The sequence below is a fragment of the Saccharopolyspora sp. NPDC002686 genome, from assembly GCF_040295745.1.
In the GTDB taxonomy this organism is placed as follows: domain Bacteria; phylum Actinomycetota; class Actinomycetes; order Mycobacteriales; family Pseudonocardiaceae; genus Saccharopolyspora; species Saccharopolyspora oryzae.
In genome coordinates, this window is record NZ_JBEOVY010000326.1 from 1 (window position 1) to 8,564 (window position 8,564).

Below are 8,564 nucleotides of genomic sequence, written 5' to 3' on the forward strand. Positions count from 1 at the left end.
GCTGGCTACTGTCGTGGTGTGACGACGGTGGAACCTCGCCCGGTGGGCGCACTGCTGCGGCAATGGCGGGAGCAGGCCGCCGTCTCTTGAGCTTGCCGTGCAGCAGCTCCGGGATGCCGGTGACCTCGGCATCGGCCAGCAGTTCCTTCAACCGCCGGAACAGGGTGTCCGGCAGACCGGAGGTCTTCGGCAGGTCCAGCGGGGCCTGCGTCCGCACGCCTGCCTTGGCCAGCGCCTCGCCGACTTCAGCGGGCGCGAGCTGGCCGAACGCCTCGCGCATCGCCTCCAGCTGACCAGGCGTGATCAGCCCGACCTCGCCGAAGTTGGTCCGGAGCATCTGGGCGAGCTCGTCGATCTGCGCCCGCCCGGCGGCCGCCCGGTCGTCGTCCCGCGCGCGCCACCACGACATCCGCTCCATCGCCGCGCCGTGCTCGCGGCGCAGCTCCTCGTCCTCGCGCAGGAACGCCTTGTAGACGCTGGTCGTGAAGCTGGACTTGGCGGTGGACTGGGCGCTCTTGTTCCAGTGCGAGCGGACCTGCGACAACCGCTGCACCAGGTCCGCGTCGGAGAAGTCGGCCCCGATCGCGTACCGGGTGAGCAGATCGTCCGGTAATCGGCCGCTGCGCCCCCGCAACGGCCGCACCACTTCCCGCTCGTACGCCTTCGGATCAAAAACCAGCATCGCAGCCCGTCTCCGAGAAGGGTTCTTGTCGAGGCTCAGCCGGAAACCGTGATGCCGGCGATCTTCTTGGCTGCTTCCTGGACCTCTTCATCGCTTCGGACGCTGACCCGGACCTTGATGTCCAGGGACTTCCCGGTGGACGGTTCGGTGGCGGTGAGTTCGAGCAGGCCCTCGTCGTCGACGGTCATGCGGATGTTCACCGGGGAGCCGATCGGCATCGGCGGCAGCCCGTCGATGAGCCCCTTGCCCTCGCTGATCTCCTTGTTCTCCGCCAGATCCGGACCGGCGACCACCCCGGACTGCTCGTAGAGCTCGATGCTCACCCCGGTCTGGCCCTCCTGGACGGTGGCCGTCTCCAGCGTGCGCTCCTCGGTGGGCAGCGAGTCGTTCGCGTGCACCATGTGCTTGACGATGTGCTGCAGGGGCTTGCTGCGCCAGTCCGGGTCGGAGGAGTCGACGACCTTCACGCCGAAGGCCTTGGGCAGCACGTTGCGGGTCTGCTTGGCGGCCAGGTTCTCCAGCGCCCGAACCGAAATCCCGGTCTGCTGAGCCACGTTCCGCACGGCTTCGGACACACCGGCGGACCCGTCCTCGGACGCCTCCCGGTGCACCACCCGGCCGAGCGCGTAGAGCGCGGCGCCCTTGGCCACCGCCAGGTCCGGATCGTGCAGCTTCGGGTCCCAGCCGAACTCGGCGCGCAGCCGCTCGGTGACCGCGGGCATCTTCGTGGCACCGCCGACCAGCAGCACCTCGTCGATCTTCGTGCCGGGCTCCTTGGACTCCAGCGTGGCCAGCGTGCGCTTGACGATGTCGACCGTCTTGTCCAGCAGGTCCTGGGTCTCGGTCTCGAACTGCGCGCGGCTCACCTCCACCCGCGCGCTGACCCCGGCACCGCGCAGCGCGACCGCGCGGGATTCCGCCTTGGACAGCTGCTTCTTGGTGTCCTCGGCGGTGGTCGCCAGCGACTGCAGGAACTCCTCGTCGTCCTCCACCTCGACGTCGTCGGGAGCCTGCTCCTGGAACTTCGCCAGCAGGTGGTTGCGCAGCCGCAGGTCCCAGTCCGCGCCGCCGAGGTGGTCGTCGCCGTCGGTGCACACCACCACGATCTCGTCGGTGGACACCCGGATCACCGTGGTGTCGAAGGTGCCGCCGCCCAGGTCGTAGACCAGGATCGTCTTGTCGTCGGCCCCGGTGGTGGCCTCGTAGTGCAACGCGGCGGCGACCGGCTCGGGCACGATGCCGATCACGTCGAGCCCGGCGATGGTGCCGGCCTGCTTGGTGGCGCTGCGCTCCTGCATGCCGAAGTACGCGGGCACGGTGATCACCGCGCGGGCCACCTCACCACCGGTGTGCGCGGCGGCGTCCTGCGCGAGCTGCTTGAGGATCAGCGCGGAGATGGACTCCGGGGTGTAGGTGCTGCCGTCGAACTCGAACTCGGCCTCGCTGCCCATCTGCCGCTTGATCAGCGACACCACCCGGTCCGGGTCGATGATCGCGGAGTTCTTCGCCACCGAGCCGACGACCACGTTCGACTCGTTCTCGAAGAACACCACCGACGGGGTCGTCTCGCTGCTGTCGGTGTTGCGGCACACCGCGGGGCGACCGGTCTCGTCGACGTAGGCGATGGCCGAATAGGTGGTGCCCAGGTCGATGCCGAACACCTGCAGATCGCCGTCAGACATCAGCGCTCATCCCCTCTGCTCGCGGGTCGTTCTCGGTGGTCGCGCTCCAGCGGTACACGTGCACGCGCGCGGGGACGGTCACGCGGTCGGTCGTGGTGTCGAGGTAGCCGTCGGAGACCACGAGGGCGATCCGCTCGTGCTGCTCGGGTTCCTCGGCGGGCAGGGTTTTCACGGCCCGGTGCTCGCGGGCGGAGAACTCCGCGCCCACCTCGGGCCGGATCGGCGCGCTGCCGCAGCGCTCCAGCGCCTGCTCGGCGCTCAGCGCGAAGGATTCGAGCAGGTCGGCGACCTGCTGCCGACTGAGCTCGGGCGGCAGGGTGCGGGCCTGGTGCAGCAGGTCCTTGCGGAGGTTCTGCAGATCGGTGGTGATCGGGCGCAGCAGCAGGTTCTGCTCCCCGGCGCGCAACCGCTCCACCTCGGCGTGCAGCTTGTCGATGACCCGTTCCCGCGCAGCGGCCCGGTCGTGGTGCTGGCGCAGTTGGTCGGTCAGCTCGGAAACCGCCCCGGCGATCTCGGCGACCGGGTCCGGCGTTTCTCCCGCGGTGTCAACCGGTTCGGGAGTTTCCGGTAACTCGGCGGCGTCGTCCGGCGCGGCGGCCGCGGCCTCCTCACGCTGGTCGTCCTGCCCTGGCTGGTCGTGCATCGCTTCGCCCGCCTCGCTGCTCGCCGTCGTCGCACGGGTGACCGGATGATGATCACCAAGCCTAGCCCGGCCCCACCCCGACCTGAGCTGGATTCACCGATTTCGACGATGCGACGGCGAGAACGGTTCCCGTGAGCACTTTCCGGTGCTATGGCCCCGCAAAGTGCTCACGGCGGATGACCTGCTGGGCTGCGGTGGTCGGGGCGATGACCACCGCAGCCCGCGTGCTCACCACAGGGCGAGCACGTCTTCGGTGAACAGGCGCGGAGCCAGCCGCACGCCGTCGGCGAAGTTGCGCTCGACCTCGGCGATCTCGTCGGGGTTCGGCTTCGAGTTGGTGCACGTCGGACCGGCGCTGGCGCCCGACATCAGGTCCTCGCACACACCGGTGCGGTTGTCCGGCAGCCCGAGGATGTGCCCGAGCTCGTGCGCGGCGATGCGGATCGTGTCGTGGCCCTCGTTGACCGCCTGGCGCCCCATCCACACCGTGCCCTCGCCGAGCCCGCGCATCTCGGTGCGCGGCCAACCGTCGTCGGCGAGCACCACGACGTCGGCGGCGCCGCCGTTGGCCGGCTCGAACTTGACGTTCTGCACGTTGTCGTTCCACACCTTCGCACCGGCGTCCACCGCGTCGCGGAACTCCGCGGACTGGCCCGCGTCGTAGGTGACCACCCGCACGTTCTCCGGGGCGGCCGAGGCCACCACCGGAACTCCCAAAGCCAGCAGGAAAGCGATGAACAAGCCGACAACGGGCCGCAGCGTCCTGGGCAGGATCATCTGCACCAACCTCCCTTAGCCGTCCGGATCTCGGTCTTTGACGAACGTATTGCGACCGATCACCAACGACGTCTAGGTGGCGTAGAGATGCCACTGCGCGAATTTGCCGGATAACGGGCGGAAAAAGCTGGGGACAGCAATTCCGGCACGGAATCCGACACACCGCCCGCGTGTCGTACCGCACAGTTCCCGCAGGTATGAGCGGCTTTTCTCAGCTGTCCGAGAAAACATGCGGCCGCACCGGCCCTGCTGCGCCACACTCTGATCGACCGCAGCTTTCCCAGGAGGCAGTGAGATGGTCGAGGAGCTGGAACCCGTGCCGACCGACTGGCAGCAGGCGCTGGCGATCGTCGCGCACCCGGACGATCTGGAGTACGGCTGCTCGGGCGCGGTCGCCGCCTGGACCGCATCCGGCCACGACGTCGCCTACCTGCTGGTGACCCGCGGCGAGGCGGGCATCGACGGCCTAGCCCCGTCGGAGGCCGCGCCGCTGCGCGAGCTCGAGCAGCACGCGAGCGCCGCCAAGGTCGGCGTGCACTCGGTGGAGTTCCTGGACCACCAGGACGGCGTGATCGAGTACGGCCTCCGGCTGCGCCAGGACCTCTGCCGCGCCATCCGCGAGCACCGACCAGGTCTGGTGATCACCCTCAACCACCACGATTCCTGGGGCCCGGGGAGCTGGAACAGCGCCGACCACCGCGCGGTGGGCCGGGCCGCCCTGGACGCGGTCGCCGACGCCGGGAACCGGTGGATCTTCCCCGATCTCCTCGAACAGGGCTACGAGCCGTGGCAGGGCGTGCGCTGGATCGGCATCGCCGCATCGCCGAACCCGACCCACGCGGTGGGCATCGCCGACTACCTGGAACAGGGGGTGGCCTCGCTGGCGGCGCACCAGACCTACCTGGAGGCCCTGAGCGACGAACCGGCCGAGGAGCACGCCCGCCGCATCGTGCTGGAGTCCGCCCAGCACCACGCCGCCCGCTTCGGCGGCCAACCGTGCGCGACCTTCGAACTGATTGGAGCCGAATGATCGTCGATGCGCTGGAGCAGGCCTGGCAGGCGTGGGCCGCACTCGGCCGCGAGCTGGACGAGGCGCAGTGGCGCCGCCCGACCCGGCTGCCCGACTGGTCGGTCCAGGACGTCTTCGCCCACCACAGCGACTTCCCCGCGGGCACCGCGGCCGGGATCGAAGCGCCCGAACCCGCTGCCCCGGTGACGCACGCCGACGCCGCCGAACTGCTCGCCTTCATGCAGCAGCCGGGCGGCATCGCGGACCAGACCTGCGAGGAGGTCCGCACCGAAGCGATCCGACGGGCCGAGAGCCCGACCGCCGAGCTGGTCGAGCAGTTCACCGACGTCGCGCCGGCGGTCATCGCCGCGCTGCGCACCACCGACCTGAACCGCAAGGTCGACTACGGCGGGCTGGCCGTGGTGCCCGCGGGTGAAGCGCTCCGGATCTTCACGATGGAGGCCGTGGTGCACTACTTCGACATGGCCACCGCGCTGGACCTCCCGACACCGGGTCCCATGGCCGGTGCCCCGGTGCGCGAGACGGTGCGCCTGCTGGCCGAGACCGCCGACCCGGTCGCCCTCGTCGACGCCGCCACCGGACGCGGAACCCCGGCGGTGTTCCCGGTGCTGCACTGATCAGGGGATGACAGCTGCCGTCGCCCACTGCGTCCGAACGGTGGCATGTCAGCGCGTGGTCGAGCCGCTACGGTGATCATCCCGGCCGGTGTCGAGGGAGCCCCCGCGAACGCTCCCGAGGGTGCTTGGCGCCCGCCGACGGTTGGGATCGAATTGACAGGCTTGGCTGCTCAGAACACGCAGATTTCCCGGCGCGCGGTGATGGCCGGTGCGCTGATCGCCGCCGGTGCCGCCGCGTGCACAGGCGGATCCGCCACGGGCCCGACTGGTGACCGTTTGTTGTTGCGCGGTACCACCTTGCCCGACGGCCGCCGCGCCGATGTGCTGCTGGACCAGGGCAAGATAGCCGCGATAGGCGGGGACGGCGAGGGAGCGGACGAGCTCGACCTCGCCGGTTACCTGCTGCTGCCGTCCGGGGCGGAAACGCACGCGCACCTGGACAAAGCGTTCCTGGGGCGGCGGGTGCCGAACCCGACCGGCGACCTGGCGGGGGCGATCGAGGTCATGTCGGCGCTCGCGCCCACGATGACCGACGAAGACGTGCGGGAACGGGCGAGCCGGGGCATCGAACTGGCCGTGCGGCACGGCTACACCGCGATCCGCACGCACGTGGACGTCAACGCGAAGAACGGCACGCGACCGCTGAAGGTGCTGCTCGACCTGCGGCAGCAGTACGCCGACATCGTCGACCTCCAAGTGGTGGCGTTCGTCGGCCCGGTCTCCGGCGCGGCCGGCGCCCAGGCCCGCGAGTTGTTGGACGAAGGCCTGCGGCTGGGTGCCGACGTCGTGGGCGGCCTGCCCTACGCCGACCCCGACCCGGCCCAGGCGGTGCGCGAATACCTCGCCGCCGCGAAGGAACACGGGCGGCTGGTCGACCTGCACACCGACGAGACCACCGATGCGAACGTGCTCTCGCTGCGGGAGCTGATCGCGGAGACCGCCCGCGCGGGCATGGGCGGGAAGGTCGCCGCATCGCACTGCGTGAGCCTCGGCCAGCAGGACCCGGAGACCGCGGACCTGGTAGCGAAGGAGGCGGCGGCCGCGGGTGTCGCGGTGATCACGCTGCCGCAGACCAACCTGTACCTGCAGGGGCGCGAGAGCGGTATCCGGGTGCCGCGCGGGCTGACGGCCATCGACGCGCTGCGCCGAGCGGGCGCCGTGCTAGCCGGTGGTGGCGACAACTGGCGGGACCCGTTCAACGCTGTCGGCCGGGCGGATCCGTTCGAGATCGCCTCGCTGCTGGTCGCGGCGGGCCACCTCGACACCGCAGCGGCCTACGCGGCGGTGTCCGACCAGGCCAGGACCGTGCTGAACCTGCCGCCGGTGGGCCTGCGCCCGGGCGACCCGGCAGAGCTCCTCGCGATTCGCGCAGCGGATCTGGACGAGGCCGTGGCGGGCGCGACCGAGGACCGCGCGGTCTTCCACCGCGGCCGACTCGTCGCCCGGACCCAGGTGACCACGGCGTTGCACCGTGCGTGAGCGGCACCGATGAGTTCCCGGCTCGCAGGCCGCTCGAGGACGCGAAAAAGGCCGCTCACCTCGCGTACAGAGGTGAACGGCCCGTTCGCTTTCGCCGCTTCGCGGCGGGGCTCAGCCCAGGACGGGCAGACCGACCGCCGCGTCGACCGCGATGGCCACGAAGAGCAGGGCCAGGTACGAGTTCGACAGGTGGAAGAGCTTCATCGGGTTGACGGCCTTGCCGTTGCGCACCGCGGTGTGCAGCCGCTGCGCGACGATCAGGAACGCCGCTCCGGCCAGCACCGCGAAGGCCACGTAGACCCAGCTGGTCACCGGGACCAGCAGCAGCGTGCAGCCCACCGTCGCCCAGCTGTAGGCCAGGATGCGGGCCGACACCTGGCGGGTGGTGGCCACCACCGGCAGCATCGGCACCCCGGCGCGGGCGTAGTCGTCCTTGTACTTCATGGCCAGCGACCAGAAGTGCGGCGGCGTCCACAGGAACACCACGCCGAACATCACCAGCGCGGGCCACTCCACCTTGCCGGTGACCGCGGCCCAGCCGACCACCACCGGCATGCAGCCCGCAGCGCCGCCCCACACGATGTTCTGCGAGGTCCGACGCTTGAGCACCAGGGTGTAGACGAAGACGTAGAACAGGATCGCGCTGGTGGCCAGCACCGCGGCCAGCAGGTTCGCACCCGCCCACAGCACGGCGAAGGACACCACGCCGAGCGCGATGCCGAAGATCAGCGCGTTGCGGCGCGGCACCTCGTAGCGCACCAGCGGGCGCTTCTTGGTCCGGTGCATCACCGCGTCGATGTCGGAGTCCGCGACGCAGTTGAGCGCGTTGGCGCTACCGGCGGACATGGCGCCGCCGACCAGCGTCACGATCACCAGCCACGGCGACGGGATGCCGCGCTGCGCGAGGAACATAGCGGGGACCGTGGTGACCAGCAGCAGCTCGATGACGCGCGGCTTGGTCAGCGCGAAGTAGGCGGCGACGACACCGCGCCGGCGCCCGGCAGCGGGTGCGGCGGCTTCAGCGGATGCCGAGGCGGACTCGTGGGTTGCTGTCATGAGGCCGGCGATTCCTCCGCGGTCCGGGTGTGCGGCTCGGTCAACGGCTTGCCCGCCATCCGCAGCTCGTGCCAGTGCGTCACCTTGCGCTCGGCGACGAACGCACCGAACGGGATGGTGCCGGCCAGCAGCACCAGCAGCATGCGGCCGATCGGGACGCGCAGCTGGGTCGTGGCGACGACGGCGACGAGCAGGTACACCATGTACAGCCAGCCGTGCGCGACACCGATCCGGAAGGTCCAGTCGGTCCCGAGCTGCTGGGTCGAGGTGCCCTCTTCCCACAACCCGGCGTAGTGCCCGTACTTGAGCACCATCGCGGCGCACAGGAGGATCAACAGCACCGCGGTGACGTACGCCATGATCCGGTAGAAGATCAGCACACCAGGCTTCACGCCAATCCCTCAATCCCGCCTCGTGCCTAGAAAGAACGGTGTCAACAGACCGTACGCCACGCGAAACCAACGCCTGCGCCGGACCTCGACCCGAGTGGCCCCGCACACCATGCGCGAGCCCCCTATGACCGGTTTGCTCGCCGACGCACCCGCCGCAAACCCGCCCCACCAGGATTCCAGTGGCCCGGACTCATCCTCGACCAGCC

The 8,564-nt window shown here is 70.2% G+C and carries 8 protein-coding genes and 1 pseudogene; 3 read left to right on the forward strand and 6 right to left on the reverse strand.

All coding sequences use genetic code 11. From position 1 onward, the window contains the following. From ABTZ89_RS31010 to ABTZ89_RS31025, 4 genes and pseudogenes are all read right to left on the reverse strand, one after another. A pseudogene (locus ABTZ89_RS31010) lies at positions 1 to 682 on the reverse strand (hypothetical protein); the annotation flags it as partial. Positions 683 to 717: 35 nt separating this feature from the next. Beyond that, positions 718 to 2,364, reverse strand: coding sequence for an Hsp70 family protein (locus tag ABTZ89_RS31015; protein ID WP_351051374.1), 1,647 nt, complete (start codon positions 2,362 to 2,364; stop codon positions 718 to 720). Continuing rightward, positions 2,357 to 3,007: a nucleotide exchange factor GrpE gene (locus ABTZ89_RS31020; protein ID WP_351051378.1), complete on the reverse strand. Its 651-nt coding sequence runs from the start codon at positions 3,005 to 3,007 to the stop codon at positions 2,357 to 2,359. The genes ABTZ89_RS31015 and ABTZ89_RS31020 overlap by 8 nt, the downstream gene beginning before the upstream one ends. 228 nt (positions 3,008 to 3,235) lie before the next feature. Then, a complete protein-coding gene (locus ABTZ89_RS31025; protein WP_351051381.1) occupies positions 3,236 to 3,784 on the reverse strand; it encodes a snapalysin family zinc-dependent metalloprotease in 549 nt (182 codons plus the stop codon). A 295-nt stretch (positions 3,785 to 4,079) separates the two neighbouring features. Between ABTZ89_RS31025 and ABTZ89_RS31030 the strand changes: the two genes are divergently transcribed. The 3 genes from ABTZ89_RS31030 (at position 4,080) to ABTZ89_RS31040 (ending at position 6,910) form a co-directional block, all read left to right on the forward strand. Then, entirely contained in the window at positions 4,080 to 4,814 is a 735-nt protein-coding gene (locus ABTZ89_RS31030) for a PIG-L deacetylase family protein (protein ID WP_351051384.1), read from the forward strand. Beyond that, entirely contained in the window at positions 4,811 to 5,431 is a 621-nt protein-coding gene (locus tag ABTZ89_RS31035) for a maleylpyruvate isomerase N-terminal domain-containing protein (RefSeq protein WP_351051387.1), read from the forward strand. Before ABTZ89_RS31030 ends, ABTZ89_RS31035 begins: the two co-directional genes overlap by 4 nt. Positions 5,432 to 5,593: 162 nt before the next feature. Further along, positions 5,594 to 6,910 carry an amidohydrolase family protein gene (locus ABTZ89_RS31040; RefSeq protein ID WP_351051390.1) on the forward strand — a complete coding sequence of 439 codons (1,317 nt, stop codon included), beginning with the start codon at positions 5,594 to 5,596 and terminating at the stop codon, positions 6,908 to 6,910. A 111-nt stretch (positions 6,911 to 7,021) separates the two neighbouring features. Here ABTZ89_RS31040 and ABTZ89_RS31045 read toward each other — a convergent pair whose 3' ends face one another. Both ABTZ89_RS31045 and ABTZ89_RS31050 read right to left on the reverse strand, forming a co-directional pair. Then, entirely contained in the window at positions 7,022 to 7,966 is a 945-nt protein-coding gene (locus ABTZ89_RS31045; RefSeq protein ID WP_351051393.1) for a heme o synthase, read from the reverse strand. Next, positions 7,963 to 8,358 carry a DUF3817 domain-containing protein gene (locus ABTZ89_RS31050; protein WP_270950534.1) on the reverse strand — a complete coding sequence of 132 codons (396 nt, stop codon included), beginning with the start codon at positions 8,356 to 8,358 and terminating at the stop codon, positions 7,963 to 7,965. Before ABTZ89_RS31050 ends, ABTZ89_RS31045 begins: the two co-directional genes overlap by 4 nt. Positions 8,359 to 8,564 lie beyond the last annotated feature (206 nt).